Source organism: Streptomyces shinuiensis, from assembly GCF_043660855.1.
In the GTDB taxonomy this organism is placed as follows: Bacteria; Actinomycetota; Actinomycetes; order Streptomycetales; family Streptomycetaceae; genus Streptomyces.
On record NZ_JBIHML010000001.1, the window covers coordinates 223,671 to 242,474 of the forward strand.

An 18,804-nucleotide genomic window follows, 5' to 3' on the forward strand; every position below is an offset into this window, starting at 1 on the left:
GGACGCCCGCTCCCCGCGTCGCGGTCCTCCTCACGGGTCGCCCGCCCCTTCCCGCACCGCCTACCCCCTCGGTGCCGGTTCACCGGACCGGCTCACCGGACCGGCTCACCGGACCGGCCGGAGTCCTCCGCCGGCGCGCGGGCCGGAGCAGACTGGAAGAGGATGGCCCGGAGGAGGCGGCCACGGGCCGACCGGTGCCCCGGGAGGCCCGCGCCGGTCCGGACGCCGGCGGTCGGCCGCCGGACGATCCTCGGGGTCCGACGGACGAAAGGTGCCGACATGACCGCGAACAGCCCGTACGAGCAGCCCTCGGGCCACGGCCCGCAGAGTTCGCAGGAGGCCCGGGTGCAGGCGCTGGAGACACAGGTGCAGGCACTGGCCGAGGCGGTCCGGGCACTCGCCCGGGGCCTGGAGCAGCCCCCTTCCCGGGACACCTCGCTGCCCGAGGAGGCGGCCCGCGGGGCCAGGCTGGCGCACGAGATCCTGCTGGCCCAGGGCTTGTAGGGGACGTCTTCGGCAGTTCGCGGCCCGCCCCGCCCGGCGGGCGCGGCCGGCGGGGCGCTGACAGACTGGGGCTGCGAGGGGGGCGAGAGACTACCCCGGAGGCGGCTATGACGAGTTCACAGGGTCGTCGGCCGATCGTGGTGGGCGTGGATCCCGATCCCTCCCGGCGGTCGGCCCTCGCCTGGGCCGCGGACGAGGCCGCCCGGCGAGGGCTGCCGCTGCGCGTGGTGCACGCCCAGGGCGTGCCCACCGGCGGCTACTGGTCGTCGGAGCTGCGGCCGTCCTGGGAGCAGTGGAACGAGGCACTGCACGAGACCGGCGAGCGGGTACTCGGGGGCGCGGTCGCCTTCGCCGAGGAGCGGCAGCCGCGGGTGGAGGTCTCCTGGCTGCTGGCGGAGGGGCATCCCGCCTGGGTGCTGCGTGAGGAGACGCGGAACGCGGCGATGGCCGTGGTGGGCTCCTGGCACCTGTCCTCCGCGCAGGAGCTGTTCGGCTCCACCGCGGTGGGCCTGCCGCTCACCGCCCACGCCACGTGCCCGGTGGTGGTCCTGCGGGAGCCGGAGCACCTCACCCGGCAGCCGCCGTACCTCGTGGTGGGGGTCGACGGCAGTCCGGACTCCGCCGCGGCCGTCGACTTCGCCTTCGAGGAGGCCTCGCTGCGCGGCGCCGCGCTGCGGGCGCTGTACGTGTGGCATCCGCCGCTGCTGGGTTCCCTGGACGAGGGCGCGGCGGAGCAGGAGGCCCGCCGGCTGCTGTCGGAGTCGGTCGCGGGCCGTACCGCCGCGTATCCGGAGGTGGACCTGCGCCACGAGTTCGTGCGGGGGCATCCGGTACAGGTCCTGGCCGAGGCGTCCGAGCAGGCTCTCGGCCTGGTCGTGGGCACCCGGGGCCGCGGGGGCTTCACCGGGATGCTGCTGGGTTCGGTGAGCCAGGGCGTGCTACACCACGCGCACTGCCCGGTCTTCACCGTCCCCGCCGCGGGCGGGCGCACCGCCTGACGCGGCGTACCCGCCGTCCGGATGCGGGACGGGGCGGAGCGGACCAGAATGGACTACCGGTCCAGGCGTCCGGAGACGCCCAGGTCCCCAGGCGCCCGGGGCATCTCCGCGGAGCCGGGTTCACCGCGTTCACCGGATCGGCCGGACTCGCCGAACCCACCGGACCCGCCGAATCCACGGCATTCACCGCATTTCTGACGCGAGGAGACTGTCATGACCACTGCCCGGGACATCATGCACACCGGCGCGGAGTGCGTCGGGGAGCACGAGACACTGGACGCCGCGGCACGGCGTATGCGCGACCTCGACGTGGGCGCGCTGCCGATATGCGGCGACGACGACAAGCTGCACGGAATCATCACCGACCGCGACATCGTGGTGAAGTGCCTGGCCGCAGGCGGCGACCCGACCAGGACGACCGCCGGAGAGCTGGCCCAGGGGCGGATGTTCACGGTGGCCGCCGACACGGACGTCGGGAAGGTGCTGGACACGATGGAGAAGCACCAGATCCGCCGGGTGCCGATCATCGACGAGGAGAAGCGGCTGGTCGGCATGGTCAGCGAAGCCGACCTGGCGCGCAACCTCCCCGAGGCCGAGGTCGGCCGGTTCGTCGAGGCCGTGGTGGCCAACCAGACGTGACCACCGTCCTCGCGGGGCCGGGGCCCCGGCCCCGCGAGGACGCCGCCCGGCGGCGCGGGGCCCGGGCGGGGGCGGCGCGAAGGAGGCCGGCGCGAGGGACCGCGGGCGCGTCAGCGGCCGCCCACCAGGGGCGGGCCGAAGCGGACGTCCACGCGCGGCGCGTACAGCACGCTGAGCGGCGCTCCCCCGGGGGCGGGCAGCCCGCAGGCGGCGACGAGGTCCTCCTCGCACTCCAGGAGCTCGGCGCGGTGCAGGGGCCAGGTCTCGTGGACGTTGGGCAGGTACACCGTCCTGCCGCCGTACCAGGCCGTGTGCAGACCCCAGCGGGCCGTCAGGAAGTGTTCCAGGGCGGTGGGCCCGGCGATCCGCTCCCGCACCCGCACCCGGATCCGGGTGACCGGGCGGCCCCGGCCGCGCGACCCGAACCTGGTACTGGTCCACAGCAGGTCGCCGCCGCTCCCGGTGCGGCGGCGCATGGAGGCCCAGCGGTAAGGCAGGCGCACCGCGGCCCGTGCCCCGAGCACCGGCAGCAGCCGCGCGCACTCCAGCGTCAGGAACACCACCCCGCGCCGCCCGCGCCGGTCCACGCCGTACACGCGCACGTTCGTCTCCGGGAAGCTCCCCAGGTACGGCAGCCCCGGCCCGCGGCCGAAGCCCAGGCCGTGCATCCGGAAGGGCACCAGCCCCACATGGGCGGTACCGTCGTGGACATCGGGGCGGACCCCGGCGGGCAGCAGCGGGGCGACCGCCGCCGGGGCCACCGGCCAGTGCAGGAAGGTCACATCGCGCCAGGACTGGGTCAGCAGCGCCCGCCGGACCGGGCGCGGGCTGACCGCCGTGACGGGCTCGGCCGCCCTGTGTCCCCGCTGGCTCATGGGCGCTTCCCCTCACTCCCGGCCGTCCGCGTGGTCCGCGCGGTTCACCGCACAGTACTGCGGTGGGCCCGGCCTCGCCGTAGGCTGGCCCGTGTGCGCACCGTGGAGCTGCTTTTGGACGGCGCCGCCGACCTGGCCGTGCTCCGGGCGTGGCGTCATCTGGCCGAGGCGGGGATGCCCAGCCAGGAGGCGCACGCCCATCCGACCAACCGCCCCCACCTCACCCTGGCCGCCGTCGGCGCGCTCCCGGACACGGCGCGCGACGGGGTGGCCGAGGCCCTGGCCGCCCTGCCGCTGGAGCTGTGTCTGGACGGGCTGCTGCGCTTCACGGGGCGTACGCACGTCCTGGCCTGGGCCGTACGGCCGGATCCGGAGCTGCTGCGGCTGCACGGGGCGGTCTGGCGGGCACTGGCCGCCTCCCCGGAGGCCGGGGGGACGAATCCGCTGCACGCCCCCGGCCGGTGGATTCCGCACGTCACCCTCGGACGCAGCCGCCGACCGGCCTGGGGCCGGCCGGACGCGGAGCTGCTGCCCGCCGGGCTGCGAGGGCCGGTACGGGGCCGTCTGATCGGTGCCCGCAGTTACGACTCGGCCACCCGCACCACCGAGGTCCTCGCGCCGTAGGAGGCGCGCCCGGCCTCCGCCGTGCGTCAGTCGGCCGTACGGCCTTCCCGGGCCACCAGCGTGAAGGTGTGCCCGGCCGGGTCGGAGTACAGGCGCACGTCGCGCGGACCTCCGTTGTCCTTGGTGTCGACCGGGCGCGCCCCGTGCCCGACCGCCTCGCGTTCGGCCTCGTCCATGGCGTCCTGCGGAACCAGGATGTGCAGGCGCGCCTGGAGCGAGTCGTCCGGGCGGGGCCGGCTCGGCGGGGGGAAGCCGTGGTCGCGCCGGGCCGCCAGGCGGATCCCCTCCGCTCCGGTCACCTCGATGAAGTCCGGGTCCACCCCCCGGCGCACCTCGGCGCCCAGGAGGTTCGCGTAGAACTCCGCCAGCGCCTCGGGTTCGGCGCAGTCCAGCACCAGCACGCTCGTCTTGTGCACGGGCACGGGTCACCCCCACGGGTCGTCGTCGGCCGTCCGCCGTCCGCCGTCCGTCGGGGCCCGTATACCCCCGAATCGCCGGAGCAGCGACCCGAACCTCCAACTCCTTTGATTCGCAAGTTGGTTCGCGGTTCCGGCCACCCGTGCGCCCGCGTGCGCACGGCCGCCGCGCGGGGCCCCGGGCCGACACGGAGCGGATCGGCACAGAACGGACACACCCGGCGAAGGCTGCCGCACCGAGTCCGTGGGTAGGTTCCGTGCATGACTGATGTCGTGGACGCAGACGAACTCCTCCGTCGTATTCGGGTCGCACGCGACTGGGCGGCCGATAGGGAGGCCGGGGCGGGTGGCGGCCTGCCCGGCCCCGGCGAGAGCGCCGATCCCACGGCGGCCGGCATCGACCGTGTCGTATTCTCGGTGGTCCGCGAGGTGCTGGACGAGATCATCAACCCGGGGACCCACTCCCGCCGGGAGTAGGCCTCTCCCGGGCTCGGCGGCAGGAGCCCGGGCCGTGGTGCGGCGACGCAGGCATCGCCTCCTTCCGGGACGCCGATGACATGCCGGCGGCCCCCGCCGGCGCCCGCCGCGCGGCGATCCGGCGCCCCCGTGCGGGCAGGCCCTCACCGCCGCCCGTGGCTTCGCGGTGAGGGAACACCGCCGCACCGGTACCATGAGGACGAACGGGGCTTTTCATCCGTCCACTCCCCGCGGGAGGGGAAGATGACGAAGAAGGACAGGAAGTTCCGCAAGGGAGACGGGGTTTCCTGGAAGAGCCACGGAAGCGAGGCCGTCGGCAAGGTCGAGAAGGAGATCACCTCCCGTACCGAGGCCGGCGGGCGTACCGTGGACGCCTCTCCCGACGATCCCCAGTACCAGGTCCGCAGCGAGAAGTCCGGCGGCCGGGCGGTCCACCGCCCCGACGCCCTCCGCGAGAAGGAGACCGGGGATGACTGAACACCGCGACGACCGCGACGGGACCGTCACCGAGTTCGGGAAACTGGTCAACCTCACGCCCGGGCAGCTCCGGGACTGGCTGGAGCGGGACGAGTCCAAGGCCGCCGGGCAGCACAGGGGCGGCGGGGAGAGCACCGGTCACGCCTCGGGCCGCCGCATCGCCGAGCTGCTGCGGACCTCGAAGTCCGACCTCAGCGACGACGACGTGGCCCACATGCGCAAGGTCAACGGCTACATCAAGCGACACCTGGCCCAGCGGCCCTCCGGCGACGTCACCGACACCACCTGGCGGCGCTCCCTGATGAACTGGGGGCACGACCCTCTCAAGGACGGCTGACGCCGCCGCCCGCCCGCGTCAACGCTCGGGCTCACCCTCGTCCACCCGGTAGGCCCTGCTCCAGGTGGCCCCGCACCGGCAGCGGGACAGCTCGATCAGCTCGCCCTCCTCGGACACTTCCAGTCCGTGGTTGAGGCGAACGTGCACATGCTCTGCCATGACGGACCGACTCCCGGTCGACGAGGGCTGCCCGGCCCTGCGGCCGGCGGGGACGCCCTCATCATCCACGCCCGCCGTGCCGGCGGAAATGGCGCGGGTCACTCCTTTGAACGGTCCGCGCCGACCGCCGGGTGCCGGTGCGCCTGACCCGGGAGGCCGCACGGAAGGCGGGCCTCCGCCCGTGTGCGCTCCATGAGGCACTCGGGCCCCGCACGCTGCCGGCCGTTCCGCGACGGCTGTCGGCCGGCCCGTCAGTCGGCCGGCCCGGCGGCCTCGGAGACCTCCGCCCGCCGACGGGCGGACTCCCCTCCGCCGGCGGCCCGGGGCTCGGCCCGCAGGATCCCGGCGGCCCCGGCCGCCACTGCGCACAGGGCCACGGGCAGCAGGAAGGCGACGTTCAGTGGCACGAGATGGGTGAGCGGCCCGATGACGGCCGGCCCGGCGAGCATGCCGAGGTAACCGAGCCCCGCCACTCGTGAGACGTTGGCCCCGGCGGCTTCCGGGTCGGCGTGGCCCGCGGCGCTGAAGAGCTGGGGCACGCAGCCGGACAGTCCCATGCCGAAGACCGCCCAGCCCGCCAGGGCCAGGGGGATCCAGGGCGAGACCACCACCGCCGACAGGCCGATCGCGGCCAGGAGGGCGCCGTGGCGGACGATCGCGACCGGGCCGAAGCGCGCGGCCATCCGGTCGGTGAGCAGGCGCCCGACGGTCATGGCGGTGGCGAAGGCCCCGTAGGCGAGGGCCGCCGTGGCGGCGGGCGCGCCCAGGACGTCCCGCAGGGCGAGCACGCTCCAGTCGCCCGCGACGCCCTCGGCGAGCATCAGCATCAGCGCGAGGGCGGCCAGCGCCCAGATCCGCGCGGGTGTCCCGGTCCCGGTCCCGTCGGACGGCCGCGGGCCCCCCTCCGCGGGACCTGTGGACCCGGCGGGCTCGGGGCGCAGCAGCGCGGGGGCCGCCAGGAGGGCGACCAGGAGTCCGGCGGCGCCCACCCCGGCAAGGGTCGCGGCAGCGCTCCGGTCCCAGCTGAGGGTCCGGGCGCCGACCAGGGCCGCGAGCACACCTCCGACGGAGAACACCGCGTGGAAGGCGGACATGACGGGCCGCCGGTAGCCGCGCTCGACCTGGACGGCGTGGGTGTTCATGGCGACATCCAGACAGCCGTTGCCGAAGCCGAACACCAGCAGGGCCGCGCCCAGGGTCCAGGCCCCCTCGGCCAGTCCGGGAAGCGCCAGGGACGCGCTGCACAGCACCGCGCTCAGCGGCACCACCACGCGGGCGCCGAAGCGGTCGGCCAGCGGCCCGGTCAGCCGCATGCCCGCGAAAGCGCCGCCTCCGAGCAGGAGCAGCAGCCAGCCCAGAACGGCGTGGCTGACCCCGGCACGGTCCTCCACCATCGGGATGTGGACGACCCACACGCCCATCAGGAAGCCGTTGAGGCCGAAGTAGGCGAAGGTGGCCAGCCGTGCGAGCCGCAGCGTTCTCTCCATGTTCCAGAATTTAACAAACAAGAATACTGTTCGAAAGGTTGAGTTTCGAACATAACTCATGTTCAATTTCCGCCGTGGCGAGTGCGGAACGACTGAGACGGATCACCGAGGCCGTGCGTGAGGCCGGGCAGTTGAGCGTGGCGGAACTGGCCGGGCTCACCGGCGCCTCGGAGATGACCATCCGGCGTGATCTGGAGGTCCTGGCGGGCCGGGGAGTCCTGGAGCGCTATCGCGGCGGGGCCAGCAGCCTGCTGCTGCGCGGCGAGGAGCCCCCGTTCGGGCTGAGGGAGCTGGAGAGACCTCACGCCAAGCGGCGGATCGCCGCCGAGGTGGCCTCGCTGATCGCCGACGGCGAGTCGGTCGTCCTCGACAGCGGCACGACCTGCCTGGAGGTGGCCCGCGCCCTGGCCGACCGACGGCTGACCGTCATGCCGCTGTCCCTGCACGCCGCCAACGCCCTCACCGGCACCCCCCGGCTGAAGCTGCTGCTGCCCGGCGGGGAGCCGCGCCCGGGCGAACTGGCGCTGACCGGCCCGCTGACCGAGGCGTCCCTGGCCGCGCTGCGCTTCGACACCGCCGTCATCGGCTGCTGCGGACTGAACGCGGCGGACGGGCTGACCGCGTACGACCTGGCCGACGCCGCCGTCAAGCGCGCCGCGATCGCCTCGGCCCGCCGGGTGGTCGCGGTCGCCGACGCGGGCAAGTTCTCCCGCACCGCCCTCGCCTCCGTCGCGCCTGCCTCGGCGCTCGACGCGGTGGTGACGGAGGAGGGAGCCCCCGACGACGAGACCGGCGCGCTGACCGCGGCCGGCGTGACCGTGCGGAAGGTGTGAGCCGCGGTGCCCCGGCCCGCAGGCGGGCCGGGGCACCGCGGTCATCGCTCCTTCAGCAGCCCCGCGACCACCCGGCCGAACAGCAGACGGGCCGCCCAGGCCGTCGGCGGGTCCAGCAGGCGCGGCAGTCCCCGTACGCGCACCTCCTCGCGCCAGACGGTCAGCGACCCCCCGTCGGCGGGGACCACCTCCGCCTCGGCCCAGCCGAGCACGGCCCTCCCCCGCTTCTCCACACGGCAGCGGCCGGGCCGGCCTCCGGCCGGCGGTTCCCAGCGAACGACCTCCATGGGATCGTCGAACCCGGCGCGCTCGGTGCCCGTACGCGCCGTGAAACGCGTGCCGACGCGGGTGGGCGGCGCGGTGGTGACCGTGATCGCGGTGAACGGGACATGGCGGGCGTGGTTTTCCCAGGTGGTCAGCCGGCGCCACGCCTCCCCGGCCGGGAGACGCGTGCGGTGCTCGATCCGGATGAGGGGCATACCGCGACGGTAGGCACCGCGCGCCCGCACGTCCGGCCGACCCGCCGAACACCGCCTCGGGTGATGTCCGCCGGCCGGGACCGGGGTCCCGGCCGGCGGACGCCGGATCACTCGGCCGGGGCCACCAGCCCGTAGAGGCCGTCGCGGCGGCGGTGGAGCAGGGCCCCGCGCTCGGTGGCGGTGTCGACGAAGAACACGAACGGCAGACCGGTGGTCTCCAGTCGCCACACCGCCTGCTCGACCCCCATGCGGGGTGCCGGGATCCCGCTGACCCCCAGCGGGACGGCCGGCGGGACGGCCGGCGGGACGGCCGGCGGGAGGCCCGACGGCGCCGGCGCGGACACGTCCCCACGGGCGCGGGCCAGCCGGTGGCCGCCCCCGGCGCCCCGGTAGACCACGCTGTCGACGCCCGAGACGGCGTCGGTGAACAGGTGGAAGCCGTACCCCAGGTCTTCCATCCGGCGCACCGCCTGGGCGGGGGTCATCCGGGCGGGGCCGTGGGCACGGCGGCGCACGACCGGGCGTCCCTGCCCGATGTGCGAGCCGGGGCGCGGCCCGCCGCCGTGGTGTCCGCGGCGGCGGACGCGGGACAGCCGGCCCGCCAGCCGGTCGCGCAGCAGGTCGATCGCCTCGGGCATGGTGTCGGCGGTGACACGGGCCCGCACCGGGCGGCCGTTGACGTCCACGTTCACCTGGGCGTGCGCCGGGTGCCGAACGGAGGCACCCGCCGCCTGGCTCAGCTTCACCCTGGTGCCCAGGACCGGCTCCCCGACCTTGCCCAGGGCCGCCAGCACCTTGGTCCGCGCGTACTCGGCCGCGTCCCCGGGCACCTCGCCCCGGACCTCGACCCTGATCTCCGGGAGGGGACGGATCTGCGAACGGTTCATGGTTTCCTCCTGCCGTCGTGGCACCTTCACACTCCTCCCGGGCCGGTCTTCCCGGCAGGGCCGAAGGTCCCCGGGGCCGGTGCCGTCCGTACCCCGTCAGGAGGGGAGGTACGGCCCGGGCCGGCCCCGGACGGCCGGTGCGCCGGCCGTGAGGTGGCGCACCGCGAGCGGAAGTCGCCCCTGGCGGTCAGCAGATGCGGGGCAGTTGCTCGCCCAGCGGCAGGTCCACCACACGGGTGCCGCCGAATCCGGTGCGGGCCACGACCATGCCCGGGTGATCTTCCACGCACTCCCCGACGACCACCGCCCCGGCGCCCTGGGGGTGCGCCCGCATCGCGGCGAGCACGGCGTCGGCCCGCCCGCGCGGGACGAAGGCGACCAGGCGGCCCTCGTTGGCCACGTACAGCGGGTCCAGACCGAGAAAGCCGCAGGCGGCCGCCACGGCTTCCGGAACGGGCAGGGCCCGCTCGTTCAGCACGACGCCGGTGCCGGAGGCGGCGGCGATCTCGTTCAGCGCCGTGCCCAGTCCGCCGCGGGTGGGGTCGCGCAGCGCGTGGAGGTCCGGGGCGGCCGCGAGCATCGTCTGCACCAGGCCGGCCAGGGGCGCGGTGTCGCTGCACACCTCCACCCCGAACTCCAGCCCCTCGCGGACGCTCAAGATGGCCACTCCGTGCATCCCGATCGGCCCGCTGACGATCACCACGTCACCGGGTTCGGCGCGCTGCGGGCGGATGTCGACGCCTTCGGGGATCAGCCCGATGCCGGCGGTGTTGACGAAGATCCCGTCGCCGTGACCGGCGTCGACCACCTTGGTGTCACCGGTGGCTACGGTGACACCGGCCGCCGCGGCGGCCGTGCCGACCGCCTGGGCGACCCGCCGGACCACCGACAGCTCGGTGCCCTCCTCGATGATGAAGGCACACGACAGGTACGCGGCCCGCGCTCCGCTCATGGCCAGATCGTTGACGGTGCCGTTGACGGCCAGGTCGCCGATGCAGCCGCCGGGGAAGAACAGCGGGCGCACCACGTAGGAGTCGGTGGAGAACGCCAGACGCGCGCCGCCCAGCGACAGCGCGGCGGAGTCGGCGAGCCCGGCCAGCGTCTCGTTGCCGTAGGCGGGGACGAAGAGGTGCTCCACCAGTTCGGCGGAGAGGGCCCCGCCGCCGCCGTGCCCCATGACGACCACCGAGTGGTCGCGCAACGGGGCCGGACAGGTCCACTCGGCGGGGTCCACGGGTTCGGCGGCCGTGCCGGTGGTGTCAGCCAACGGAGGTCGCCTCCCTCGCCGGCTCGGAACCGCGCGCCGGGCCGCCCAGGCGCCGGTAGAGGTGGTAGGCGGCGCAGGCGCCCTCGCTGGAGACCATGGTGGCGCCCAGCGGGTTGCGGGGGGTGCAGGTGGTGCCGAATGCCTCGCACTCGTTCGGTTTGATCAGCCCCTGGAGCACCTCGCCGCTGCGGCACACCCCGGACTCGCGCGTCGTGATGCCGCCGACCTCGAAGCGGTGCTCGGCGTCGTACTCGCGGAACGACTCCGACAGCCGCCAGCCGCTGGCCGGGATCACCCCGATGCCCCGCCAGGCGCGGTCGGTGACCTCGAAGACCTCCTCCAGCATCCGCCGGGCGGCGGGGTTGCCCTCCTCCCGCACCGCCCGGGGGTAGGCGTTCTCCACCCGGTGCTCACCGCTCTCGAGCTGGCGGACGGTGCGGCGCACGCCTTCGAGGATGTCCAGCGGTTCGAAGCCGGTGACCACGACGGGCACGCCGAAGCGGTCGGCCAGTTCCGGGTACTCGGCCGTCCCCATCACGCTGCACACGTGGCCGGCGGCCAGGAACGCCTGGACCCGGCAGCGCGGCGCCCGCATGATCGCCTCGATGGCGGGCGGTACGCGCACGTGTGAGATCAGCATGCTGTAGTTGCGGACGCCGCGCCGCCGCGCCTCGTGGACGGTCATCGCGTTGGCCGGCGCGGTGGTCTCGAAGCCGACGCCGAAGAAGACCACCTCGCGGTCGGGGTGGCGCTGCGCGATCTCCAGGGCGTCCAGCGGCGAGTACACCACTCGTACGTCCCCGCCGGTGCTCTTGATCCGGAACAGGTCGCGGTCGGTGCCGGGGACCCGGAGCATGTCGCCGAAGGAGCAGAAGACCACCTCGGGGCGGGAGGCGATCTCCAGTGCCTTGTCGATCATCTCCAGGGGGGTGACGCACACCGGGCAGCCGGGGCCGTGGATGAGCTCGATGTGCTCGGGCAGCAGCTGGTCGATACCGTGCCGGATGATCGAGTGGGTCTGGCCGCCGCAGACCTCCATCATGGTCCAGGGGCGGGTGGCGGTGGCGTGGATGTCCTCCAGCAGCCGCCGCGCCAGCTCCGGGTCGTTGAACTCTTCGACGTACTTCACCTGGTGACCTCCTCTGCCGCGGCCGGCCGGTCCTGTCCGGCCTCGGCCGCCGCCCGCTCCCACGCGTCGCCGAACTCCTCGTCCAGCAGACCCAGTTGCTCGAACAGCTCCAGCGATGCCCTGGCCGACTCCTCGTCCAGCCGCTGCAGCGCGAAGCCGACGTGGACGATCACGTACTCGCCGACCTCCGCGTCGGGCAGGTAGGCCAGGCACACGTCCTTGACCACCCCGCCGAAGTCGACGCGCGCCATGCGCGTGCCGTCCCGTTCCTCGATCCCGGTCACTCTGCCGGGCACCGCCAGGCACATGTGTGTTCTCCGTCCGTCGCCGGTCCGTTCGCTGATGGGTCGTGCGGTTTCGCCGAGGCCCGTCGGGGAGCCCCGGCGCGGGCCGCCACGAGCAGCTGGCCGAGGGCCAGGCCTCCGTCGCCGGGCGGCACGCGGTGGTGGCGCAGTACCGTGAACCCGGCGGTGTTCAGGCGCCGTTCGCACTCCTCGTCCAGCAGGGCGTTGGCGAACACCCCTCCGGACAGGGCGACCGCGGCCGTCCCGGTGTCCCGGCGCGCCCGGTGGCAGATCTCCTCCACCGCTCCGGCCACGGCCCGGTGGAACCGCGCGGCGACGACCGGGGCGGGGGCGCCGGAGCGCAGGTCGCGGACGGCCTCGCGCAGGACGGGTGCGGGGTCGAGCACCGTCGCGCCCGTGCCGCCCGGGGCCGGCCGGCGCAGGGCGAAGGCGTATCCGGGTCCGCCCTCCTGCCACGCCGCCGCGGCCGCGGCCTCCAGTTCGACGGCGGCCTGCCCCTCGTACCCGGCCCGGTGGCACACCCCGGCCAGCGAGGACACCGCGTCGAACAGCCGCCCCATGCTGGAGGTGGGCACGCAGACCAGTGAGCGCTCCAGCTGGCGCTCCAGCACACGCCGTTCCTCCGGCGGGCAGGCGGCGGCGCACGGCAGGTCCGGATCCCAGGGGATCCCCGCGGAGCGCAGGTGGGACAGCGCCGTCCGGCAGGGGTTGCCCACCCCGGCGTCACCGCCGGGCAGGGGTACGTACGCCAGGTGCGCCAGCCGCCGGTAGCCGCCGTAGCCGGCGAGCAGCACCTCGCCGCCCCACACGGCCCCGTCGTCGCCGTAGCCGGTGCCGTCGAAGGCGACGCCGATGACCGGGGCGCTGCCGTCCAGTCCGTTCTCGGCCATGGCCGAGGCGATGTGCGCGTGGTGGTGCTGCACCAGGCGCAGGGGTCTGCCTCCGGCGCGGTCGCGGGCCCACCGTGCGGAGCGGTAGCCGGGGTGGCGGTCGGCGGCCAGCAGCCGGGGCGTGACGCCGGTGAGGGCGCGCAGGCGCTCCTCCGCACCGTCCAGCGCACGCAGGGCGGCCAGGTCGTCCAGGTCCCCGATGTGGGGGGAGAACCAGGCGGAGTGCCCTTCGGCTACGCAGATCGCGTTCTTCAGGTCCGCGCCGGCGGCCAGGGAGGGTTCCACCGGCACGGGGAGCTCGACGGGGGCGGGGACGTGGCCGCGCGAGCGTCGCAGGACGACCTCGCTCCCGTCAGCGCGCACCCGTACCACCGAGTCGTCGCAGGGCGCCGCGATGGGCCTGTCGTGCCACAGCCAGGCGTCGGCCAGCCCCGCCAGCCGGGTCATGGCCTCGCGGTCGTCGGTCACGATGGGCTCACCCGAGCGGTTGCCGCTGGTCATCACCAGTACCTCGGGGCCGGGAGGGTCGCCGGGCAGGCCGAACAGCAGCCGGTGCAGCGGGGTGTAGGGCAGCAGCACCCCCACGTCCGGGCTGCCCGGGCAGACGCCGTCCGCCAGCGGGTCGTCCCACCGCTCGCCGGGCCGGTGGCGGCGCAGCAGCACGATGGGGCGCGGCCGCCCGGTCAGCGCCCGGTGCTCGGCGGGTCCGACGCGGCCGAGCCGCGCGGCGGCCTGTGCGTCGGGACACATCACCGCGAAGGGCTTGGTGCCGCGGGCCTTGCGCTCGCGCAGGGCGGCGACGGCGGCGGGGCCGGTCGCGTCGCAGGCCAGGTGGTAGCCACCGATGCCCTTGACCGCCACGACCGCGCCCCCGGCCAGCAGCCGGCGGGCCCCGGCCAGCGCGTCCTCGCCCGTGACCGCACCCGTGCCCGCCCCCGCGCCGCGGGCACGGGTGAGCCTCAGCCGGGGGCCGCAGTCGTGGCAGGCGACCGGCTGGGCGTGGAAGCGGCGGTCGGCGGGGTCGGCGTACTCCCGTGCGCAGGCCGGACACAGGGGGAAGGCGGCCATGGTCGTGGTCGCGCGGTCGTAGGGCAGCGCGGTGGCGATGGTGAACCGCGGGCCGCAGTGGGTGCAGGTGACGAACGGGTGCCGGTGACGGCGGTCGGCGGGGTCGGCCAGCTCCCGCAGGCAGTCGTCGCAGGTGGCGGTGTCGGGCGGGATCAGGGTGCGGCCCCCGCCTCGCTCGGATGGGCGGATGACGAACCCCGCGCCGTCCGGGCCGGTGTCCGAGCCGGCACCCAGCGGTGGGATGTCCTCGGCAGCCACCGAGGAGACGGCCGCCAGAGGCGGCGCCTGCTCCACCAGCCCCCGGCAGAACGCCTCCACCGCCGCGGGCGCACCCTCGACCTCGGCGACCACCCCGCCGGCGTTGTTCAGCGCATGGCCGGACAGCCCCAGCCGTGAGGCCAGTGCGTGGACGAAGGGGCGGAAGCCCACGCCCTGCACGGTGCCGCGCACGGTCAGACGACGCCGTACGCGGTCCGCCCCGGAGCCCGGCCCCGGCCGGGCTTCGACGGTGGCCGTCATGACGCTCCTCCCTGCCCTTCCCTGCCCGCCGCTACCGCGCGGACAGGCCGGCACCGGGGATCGCGCCTTCCCCGCCGGGGTGCGCGTGCGGGTGCTCGTGGTCGCGGGGGTGCCCGTGCGGGTGCTCATGGCCGTGCTCATGGCGGTGTTCGCGCAGGTGCCGCCCGGCGAGCGGGGGCCGGTGGGGGCGGGCGCCCTCGCGCACGGCCAGCACCCTGTCCAGGAGCGCGTCGACGCCCTGTCCGGTGCGGGCGGAGGTGTGCAGCACCCCTACCCCGGGGTTGACCCGCTCGACGCTCTCGGCGAAGGCGTCGCCGTCGAATCCGGCGGCCTCGCCGAGGTCGGTCTTGCTCAGCACCACCAGGTTCGCCAGACCGAAGGCGGTGGGGTACTTCACCGGCTTGTCCTCGCCCTCGGTGACCGACATCAGCACCACCCGCAGCGTCTCGCCCAGATCGTAGGCGGCGGGGCAGACCAGGTTGCCCACGTTCTCCACGAACAGCACCCGGGTGCCCTCGGGCGGCCAGCCCTCCAGATGGCCGCGCATCTGGGCGGCCTCCAGGTGGCACAGCCCGCCGGTGAGGACCTGCCTGACGGGCGCGCCGGACCTGGCCAGCCGCCGTGCGTCGTTCTCGGTGGCCAGGTCGGCGGTGAGGGCCGCCGCCGGCACCCCGCGCCCGGCGGCTCGGGTCAGGAGGAGTTCCAGCAGGGCGGTCTTGCCGCTGCCCGGGCTGGACAGCAGGTTGACGGCGGTGATCCCCCGGCCGTCCAGTTCGCGGCGCAGCCCGGCCGCCAGTCCGTCGTTCCTGGCCAGTACGGCCTGCCGCACGTCCACGACCCGGCACATCACGCGACTCCTCCCTGTCGTTCCCCCTGTGGCGCCGAACCGCCGTCGCAGGACGCGCCGGTCAGTGGGAGCGTGACGTCGACGACCTCCAGCTCCCGTCCGGCCACCAGTTCCGTCGCGCCCTCCCCGCACTCCGGGCACCACAGCCGCAGCGGGGCGCCGGGGGCGAACTCCAGCGCACAGGCCGTGCAGCGGGCGCGGGCGGGGACGTCCTCGATGACGAGTTCGGCGCCGGCGAGCTCCGTGCCCTCGGTGACGACCTCGAAGGAGAACCGCAGCGCGTCGGCGACCACACCGGACAGTTCGCCCACGCGCAGCCGTACCGCCTCCACCGAGGAGGCGCCGTGGCGGCGGGCGGTGTCCTGTGCGCTCTCCACCACGGCGGCGGCGATCGACAGCTCGTGCATGGGGGGTCACGCTAGCCATCCGCTCCGGCTCCCCGGGGGCCGCCGGTCCGGGTTACGGGCGAGTTCCCCCGTACAGCCCAGGCACGGCGGCGGCGGGCGCCCTCGGGAGGCGAGGGCGCGTCCGGAGGAGGCGCTTCCCCGGTACGGCACGTTTGAGTTGTAGGGGTTTGTTGGAAATGTCACGCTTCGTGGAACGGTCGGCGGCCCGGGACGGGCGGCGAGCCGTCCGTCCCGGGCCCGGACTCCGGTCCCCGCCACCCGCAGGGAAGGAAGGCTCCATGAGCACCGACACGCTGGCCCCCGGCGGCGTCGACGAGGTCCACATCCTGTGGACCTCCGAGGGCATGAGCTGCGACGGCGACACGGTCTCGGTCACCGCCGCGACGCTGCCGAGTCTGGAGGACGTCGTTCTCGGGGCGATCCCCGGCATCCCCAAGGTCCACCTGCACAACAAGGTGCTGGCCTACGAGACCGGCGAGGACTTCACCCGCGCCTTCCGCCGGGCGGCCGAGGACGAGCTGGGGCCGTTCGTCCTGGTGGTCGAGGGCTCCGTCCCCAACGAGAACATCAACGGGGACGGCTACTGGACGTCGATGGGCAACGACCCCGACACCGGCGAGCCGATCACCCTCAACCAGTGGATCGACCGCCTGGCGCACAAGGCGTACGCGGTGGTGGCCATCGGCACCTGCGCCACCTACGGCGGCATCCACGCCATGGCGGGCAACCCGACCGGCTGCATGGGCCTGGCCGACTACCTGGGCTGGGACTTCCGCTCCGCGGGCGGGCTGCCGATCGTCAACGTGCCCGGCTGCCCGGTGCAGCCGGACAACTTCATGGAGACCCTGCTGTGGGTCCTGCACCAGGCGGCCGGGCTCGCGCCGCCGATCCCGCTGGACGACCAACTGCGGCCGACCTGGCTGTTCGGCAAGACCGTCCACGAGGGCTGCGACCGGGCGGCCTACTACGAGCAGGGCGACTTCGCGCTGGACTACAACTCCCCCAAGTGCCAGGTGAAGATCGGCTGCTGGGGCCCGGTGGTGAACTGCAACGTCCCCAAGCGCGGCTGGATGGACGGCGTCGGCGGCTGCCCCAACGTCGGCGGCATCTGCATCGCCTGCACCATGCCGGGTTTCCCCGACAAGTTCATGCCCTTCATGGACGAGCCCCCCGGGGGCAGCGTCTCCTCCGGGCTGCTGAGCCGGAGCTACGGGCCGCTGGTTCGCTCCCTGCGCGCCATCACCAACCGCACGGTGAACAAGGAGCCCAGGTGGCGCCACAACCGCGCCGAGCTGACCTCCGGCTACGACCCCCGGTGGTCGGGCCGGTGACGACGAACCGCACACCAGCGCCGAAGACGCCGAAGAGGCTCGAAAGGACCGCTCCGTGACGACCAGCCAGACCGTCCCGGTCGAGCAGCGCACCCTCACCGAGGTGGCGTTCGACCCCATCACCAGGATCATCGGCAACCTGGGCATCTACACCAAGATCGACTTCCCCAACCGGGAGGTCGTCGAGTGCCGGAGCACGTCCTCGATCTTCCGCGGCTACAGCGTCTTCATGAAGGGCAAGGACCCCCGCGACGCGCACTTCATCACCAGCCGTATCTGCGGCATCTGCGGCGACAACCACGCGGTGTGCTCGATCTACGCGCAGAACATGGCGTACGGGGTGAAGACGCCGCCCCTGGGCGAGTGGATCATCAACCTCGGCGAGGCCGCCGAGTACATGTTCGACCACACGATCTTCCAGGACAACATGGTCTTCGTCGACTACTGCGAGCGCATGGTCAAGGAGACCAACCCGTCCGTCCTGGAGCGCGCCGAGCGGACCGCGGCCCCGCGCGGCGACGTGCACGGCCACCGCACGATCGCCGACATCATGCGCTCCTACAACCCCTTCGAGGGCGCCACCTACAAGGAAGCCCTCACCATGAGCCGTCTCACCCGCGAGATGTGCTGCCTGATGGAGGGCCGGCACGTCCACCCCTCCACGCTCTACCCCGGCGGCGTCGGCACCGTGGCCACCCCTCAGGTCTTCACCGACTACCTGGTGCGGCTGATGCGCTGCATGGACTTCGTCAAGCGGGCCGTTGCCATGAACGACGACGTCTTCGACTTCTTCTACGAGGCGCTGCCCGGCTACGAGGAGGTCGGCCGCCGCCGCACGCTGCTGGGCTGCTGGGGCGCATTCCAGGACCCGGAGGTGGTCGACTACGACTACCGGACGATGAACGAGTGGGGCAACGCCATGTTCGTCACCCCCGGCATCGTCGTGGACGGCGAACTGGTCACCACCGACCTGGTCGACATCAACCTGGGCATGCGGATCCTGCTGGGCAGCTCCTACTACGAGGACTGGATCGGCGAGGACACCTACGTCGAGAAAGACCCCCTGGGCAACCCGGTCGACCCCCGCCACCCGTGGAACCAGACCACCCTGCCCGCCCCCCAGAAGCGCGACCTGGACGGCGGCAGGTACAGCTGGGTGATGAGCCCCCGCTGGTACGACAGGCGGACCAGCGACTTCCTCGCCCTGGACACCGGCGGCGGCCCGATCGCCCGGCTGTGGGCCACCGCCCTGGCCGGGAAGGTGCGCACCCCCTATGTCCGCTCCACCGGGCGCAGCGTCGAGATCGACCTGCCGAAGACCCCGGCCATGCCGGAGACGCGGCTGGAGTGGACCCCGCCGCCCTTCCCCAACACCATCGAACGCAACCGGGCGCGGATGTACTTCGTCGCCTACGCCGCCGCGATGGCCCTGCACTTCGTCGACAAGGCGATGGAGGAGGTGCGGGCCGGGCGCACCAGGGTCTTCCAGGAGTTCGACGTCCCCGAGGAGGGCATCGGCGTGGGCTTCCACGAGGCCGTGCGCGGCGTCCTCTCCCACCACCTGGTGATCCGCGACAAGAAGATCGCCAACTACCACCCCTACCCCCCGACCCCCTGGAACGCCAGCCCCCGCGACTTCTACGGCACGCCCGGCCCGTACGAGGACGCCGTCCAGGGCTGCCCCCTGTTCGAGGAGAACGGGCCGGACAATTTCAAGGGCATCGACATCATGCGCACCGTGCGCAGCTTCGACCCCTGCCTGCCGTGCGGCGTCCACATGTACCTCGGCGGCGGGCGCACCCTGCGCCAGACCCACTCGCCGACCTTCGGCCAGGTCTCGTAGCGGGCG

At 74.2% G+C, this 18,804-nt stretch carries 22 protein-coding genes; 10 read left to right on the plus strand and 12 right to left on the minus strand.

The genetic code is table 11. The features are described from left to right. The first annotated feature begins 279 nt into the window (after nucleotides 1-279). The 3 genes from ACGRHY_RS00870 to ACGRHY_RS00880 all read left to right on the plus strand — a co-directional run bounded on the left by ACGRHY_RS00870 (nucleotide 280) and on the right by ACGRHY_RS00880 (nucleotide 2,141). Entirely contained in the window at nucleotides 280-504 is a 225-nt protein-coding gene (locus tag ACGRHY_RS00870; RefSeq protein ID WP_394633458.1) for a hypothetical protein, read from the plus strand. A 107-nt stretch (nucleotides 505-611) separates the two neighbouring features. Then, nucleotides 612-1,502: a universal stress protein gene (locus tag ACGRHY_RS00875; RefSeq protein WP_394633459.1), complete on the plus strand. Its 891-nt coding sequence runs from the start codon at nucleotides 612-614 to the stop codon at nucleotides 1,500-1,502. 213 nt (nucleotides 1,503-1,715) lie between these two features. Further along, complete coding sequence (locus ACGRHY_RS00880) at nucleotides 1,716-2,141, plus strand: CBS domain-containing protein (RefSeq protein ID WP_394633460.1); 426 nt, start codon at nucleotides 1,716-1,718, stop codon at nucleotides 2,139-2,141. A 110-nt stretch (nucleotides 2,142-2,251) separates the two neighbouring features. Here ACGRHY_RS00880 and ACGRHY_RS00885 read toward each other — a convergent pair whose 3' ends face one another. After that, a complete protein-coding gene (locus ACGRHY_RS00885; RefSeq protein ID WP_394633461.1) occupies nucleotides 2,252-3,016 on the minus strand; it encodes a YqjF family protein in 765 nt (254 codons plus the stop codon). Between the two features lie 93 nt (nucleotides 3,017-3,109). On the opposite strand from ACGRHY_RS00885, the gene ACGRHY_RS00890 reads away from it, so the two are divergent. Beyond that, nucleotides 3,110-3,640, plus strand: a complete 531-nt coding sequence (locus ACGRHY_RS00890) for a 2'-5' RNA ligase family protein (RefSeq protein WP_394633462.1) — start codon at nucleotides 3,110-3,112, stop codon at nucleotides 3,638-3,640. Between the two features lie 26 nt (nucleotides 3,641-3,666). Here the strand turns inward: ACGRHY_RS00890 and ACGRHY_RS00895 are convergent, their stop codons facing one another. Further along, nucleotides 3,667-4,062, minus strand: coding sequence for a VOC family protein (locus tag ACGRHY_RS00895; RefSeq protein ID WP_394633463.1), 396 nt, complete (start codon nucleotides 4,060-4,062; stop codon nucleotides 3,667-3,669). A gap of 255 nt (nucleotides 4,063-4,317) precedes the next feature. Here ACGRHY_RS00895 and ACGRHY_RS00900 point away from each other — a divergent pair, with 255 nt between their 5' ends. The 3 genes from ACGRHY_RS00900 to ACGRHY_RS00910 all read left to right on the plus strand — a co-directional run bounded on the left by ACGRHY_RS00900 (nucleotide 4,318) and on the right by ACGRHY_RS00910 (nucleotide 5,347). Beyond that, nucleotides 4,318-4,533, plus strand: coding sequence for a hypothetical protein (locus tag ACGRHY_RS00900; protein WP_394633464.1), 216 nt, complete (start codon nucleotides 4,318-4,320; stop codon nucleotides 4,531-4,533). 243 nt (nucleotides 4,534-4,776) lie between these two features. Beyond that, a complete protein-coding gene (locus tag ACGRHY_RS00905; RefSeq protein ID WP_394633465.1) occupies nucleotides 4,777-5,010 on the plus strand; it encodes a hypervirulence associated TUDOR domain-containing protein in 234 nt (77 codons plus the stop codon). Beyond that, entirely contained in the window at nucleotides 5,003-5,347 is a 345-nt protein-coding gene (locus ACGRHY_RS00910) for a DUF3140 domain-containing protein (protein ID WP_394633466.1), read from the plus strand. Before ACGRHY_RS00905 ends, ACGRHY_RS00910 begins: the two co-directional genes overlap by 8 nt. Before the next feature lie 18 nt (nucleotides 5,348-5,365). Here ACGRHY_RS00910 and ACGRHY_RS00915 read toward each other — a convergent pair whose 3' ends face one another. Both ACGRHY_RS00915 and ACGRHY_RS00920 read right to left on the minus strand, forming a co-directional pair. Continuing rightward, nucleotides 5,366-5,506 carry a hypothetical protein gene (locus ACGRHY_RS00915; protein ID WP_175540920.1) on the minus strand — a complete coding sequence of 47 codons (141 nt, stop codon included), beginning with the start codon at nucleotides 5,504-5,506 and terminating at the stop codon, nucleotides 5,366-5,368. Between the two features lie 251 nt (nucleotides 5,507-5,757). Further along, entirely contained in the window at nucleotides 5,758-6,993 is a 1,236-nt protein-coding gene (locus tag ACGRHY_RS00920) for an MFS transporter (RefSeq protein WP_394633467.1), read from the minus strand. Nucleotides 6,994-7,067: 74 nt separating this feature from the next. On the opposite strand from ACGRHY_RS00920, the gene ACGRHY_RS00925 reads away from it, so the two are divergent. Further along, a complete protein-coding gene (locus ACGRHY_RS00925) occupies nucleotides 7,068-7,826 on the plus strand; it encodes a DeoR/GlpR family DNA-binding transcription regulator (RefSeq protein ID WP_394633468.1) in 759 nt (252 codons plus the stop codon). Nucleotides 7,827-7,867: 41 nt separating this feature from the next. Here the strand turns inward: ACGRHY_RS00925 and ACGRHY_RS00930 are convergent, their stop codons facing one another. From ACGRHY_RS00930 to hypA, 8 genes are all read right to left on the minus strand, one after another. Then, nucleotides 7,868-8,305, minus strand: coding sequence for an SRPBCC family protein (locus tag ACGRHY_RS00930; RefSeq protein WP_394633469.1), 438 nt, complete (start codon nucleotides 8,303-8,305; stop codon nucleotides 7,868-7,870). A gap of 107 nt (nucleotides 8,306-8,412) precedes the next feature. Beyond that, entirely contained in the window at nucleotides 8,413-9,192 is a 780-nt protein-coding gene (locus tag ACGRHY_RS00935; RefSeq protein WP_394633470.1) for a sigma 54 modulation/S30EA ribosomal C-terminal domain-containing protein, read from the minus strand. 187 nt (nucleotides 9,193-9,379) lie between these two features. Continuing rightward, a complete protein-coding gene (gene hypE / locus ACGRHY_RS00940; RefSeq protein ID WP_394633471.1) occupies nucleotides 9,380-10,459 on the minus strand; it encodes a hydrogenase expression/formation protein HypE in 1,080 nt (359 codons plus the stop codon). Next, on the minus strand, nucleotides 10,452-11,588 hold the full coding sequence (gene hypD, locus ACGRHY_RS00945) for a hydrogenase formation protein HypD (RefSeq protein ID WP_394633472.1): 1,137 nt from the start codon (nucleotides 11,586-11,588) through the stop codon (nucleotides 10,452-10,454). Before hypD ends, hypE begins: the two co-directional genes overlap by 8 nt. Then, nucleotides 11,585-11,896, minus strand: a complete 312-nt coding sequence (locus ACGRHY_RS00950; protein WP_394633473.1) for a HypC/HybG/HupF family hydrogenase formation chaperone — start codon at nucleotides 11,894-11,896, stop codon at nucleotides 11,585-11,587. The genes hypD and ACGRHY_RS00950 overlap by 4 nt, the downstream gene beginning before the upstream one ends. Continuing rightward, nucleotides 11,869-14,370 (minus strand): carbamoyltransferase HypF, encoded by a 2,502-nt coding sequence (gene hypF, locus ACGRHY_RS00955; RefSeq protein WP_394633474.1) that lies wholly within the window; start codon nucleotides 14,368-14,370, stop codon nucleotides 11,869-11,871. Before hypF ends, ACGRHY_RS00950 begins: the two co-directional genes overlap by 28 nt. Nucleotides 14,371-14,401: 31 nt before the next feature. Next, nucleotides 14,402-15,217: a hydrogenase nickel incorporation protein HypB gene (hypB, locus tag ACGRHY_RS00960; protein WP_394633475.1), complete on the minus strand. Its 816-nt coding sequence runs from the start codon at nucleotides 15,215-15,217 to the stop codon at nucleotides 14,402-14,404. After that, entirely contained in the window at nucleotides 15,217-15,624 is a 408-nt protein-coding gene (gene hypA, locus ACGRHY_RS00965; protein ID WP_394633476.1) for a hydrogenase maturation nickel metallochaperone HypA, read from the minus strand. Before hypA ends, hypB begins: the two co-directional genes overlap by 1 nt. Nucleotides 15,625-15,902: 278 nt before the next feature. Here hypA and ACGRHY_RS00970 point away from each other — a divergent pair, with 278 nt between their 5' ends. Then, nucleotides 15,903-16,955, plus strand: a complete 1,053-nt coding sequence (locus ACGRHY_RS00970; protein ID WP_394633477.1) for an NADH-quinone oxidoreductase subunit B family protein — start codon at nucleotides 15,903-15,905, stop codon at nucleotides 16,953-16,955. 55 nt (nucleotides 16,956-17,010) lie between these two features. After that, complete coding sequence (locus ACGRHY_RS00975) at nucleotides 17,011-18,798, plus strand: nickel-dependent hydrogenase large subunit (RefSeq protein ID WP_394633478.1); 1,788 nt, start codon at nucleotides 17,011-17,013, stop codon at nucleotides 18,796-18,798. Nucleotides 18,799-18,804: the final 6 nt, after the last annotated feature.

What these genes read in the sequence shown, in the direction of transcription:
- ACGRHY_RS00870 (WP_394633458.1), top strand. Translation starts at nt 280, where the DNA reads ATGACCGCGAACAGCCCGTACGAGCAGCCCTCGGGCCACGGCCCGCAG.
- ACGRHY_RS00880 (WP_394633460.1), top strand. Translation starts at nt 1,716, where the DNA reads ATGACCACTGCCCGGGACATCATGCACACCGGCGCGGAGTGCGTCGGG.
- hypF (WP_394633474.1), bottom strand. Translation starts at nt 14,370, where the DNA reads ATGACGGCCACCGTCGAAGCCCGGCCGGGGCCGGGCTCCGGGGCGGAC.
- ACGRHY_RS00935 (WP_394633470.1), bottom strand. Translation starts at nt 9,192, where the DNA reads ATGAACCGTTCGCAGATCCGTCCCCTCCCGGAGATCAGGGTCGAGGTC.
- ACGRHY_RS00970 (WP_394633477.1), top strand. Translation starts at nt 15,903, where the DNA reads ATGAGCACCGACACGCTGGCCCCCGGCGGCGTCGACGAGGTCCACATC.
- ACGRHY_RS00885 (WP_394633461.1), bottom strand. Translation starts at nt 3,016, where the DNA reads ATGAGCCAGCGGGGACACAGGGCGGCCGAGCCCGTCACGGCGGTCAGC.
- ACGRHY_RS00930 (WP_394633469.1), bottom strand. Translation starts at nt 8,305, where the DNA reads ATGCCCCTCATCCGGATCGAGCACCGCACGCGTCTCCCGGCCGGGGAG.
- ACGRHY_RS00915 (WP_175540920.1), bottom strand. Translation starts at nt 5,506, where the DNA reads ATGGCAGAGCATGTGCACGTTCGCCTCAACCACGGACTGGAAGTGTCC.
- ACGRHY_RS00905 (WP_394633465.1), top strand. Translation starts at nt 4,777, where the DNA reads ATGACGAAGAAGGACAGGAAGTTCCGCAAGGGAGACGGGGTTTCCTGG.
- ACGRHY_RS00900 (WP_394633464.1), top strand. Translation starts at nt 4,318, where the DNA reads ATGACTGATGTCGTGGACGCAGACGAACTCCTCCGTCGTATTCGGGTC.
- ACGRHY_RS00920 (WP_394633467.1), bottom strand. Translation starts at nt 6,993, where the DNA reads ATGGAGAGAACGCTGCGGCTCGCACGGCTGGCCACCTTCGCCTACTTC.
- hypA (WP_394633476.1), bottom strand. Translation starts at nt 15,624, where the DNA reads ATGCACGAGCTGTCGATCGCCGCCGCCGTGGTGGAGAGCGCACAGGAC.
- hypB (WP_394633475.1), bottom strand. Translation starts at nt 15,217, where the DNA reads ATGTGCCGGGTCGTGGACGTGCGGCAGGCCGTACTGGCCAGGAACGAC.
- ACGRHY_RS00910 (WP_394633466.1), top strand. Translation starts at nt 5,003, where the DNA reads ATGACTGAACACCGCGACGACCGCGACGGGACCGTCACCGAGTTCGGG.
- ACGRHY_RS00875 (WP_394633459.1), top strand. Translation starts at nt 612, where the DNA reads ATGACGAGTTCACAGGGTCGTCGGCCGATCGTGGTGGGCGTGGATCCC.
- ACGRHY_RS00950 (WP_394633473.1), bottom strand. Translation starts at nt 11,896, where the DNA reads ATGTGCCTGGCGGTGCCCGGCAGAGTGACCGGGATCGAGGAACGGGAC.